At 73.1% G+C, this 312-nt stretch carries 1 protein-coding gene; it reads left to right on the forward strand.

The genetic code is table 11. From position 1 onward, the window contains the following. Nucleotides 1–312, forward strand: a 312-nt coding sequence (locus tag SB719_RS19470) for a hypothetical protein (protein ID WP_412159647.1), incomplete at both ends; no start/stop codon positions are given.

Consider the following 312-nt stretch of genomic DNA (forward strand, 5'->3'; position numbering starts at 1 on the left):
TGCCGAGCACCGGCTTCCCGATCCGCGTCGTGTTCACGCCGGATGGCCGCCACGCCCTGGTGACGAATGCGACCGCGGCGACCCTCGCGGTGTTCGATGCCGCGACGCGCGCGCCGATCGCCACGGTTGATCTGATGCCGCCGGATGCCGAGTTGCGCGAGACGATGCTCGGGCGCGGTGCGCTGCCGATCGGCGCGATCGCGGATCCGGCGCGACCGCGCGTCTACGTCGCGATCAGCGGCGCCGACCGGATCGCGGTCGTCGACACCGGCAGCTGGACCGTGCAGGACTACTGGGCGACGGGGCGCGAGC

It is taken from the genome of Pantoea sp. SIMBA_079, from assembly GCF_046940275.1.
Classification (GTDB): domain Bacteria; phylum Pseudomonadota; class Gammaproteobacteria; order Enterobacterales; family Enterobacteriaceae; genus Pantoea; species Pantoea borealis.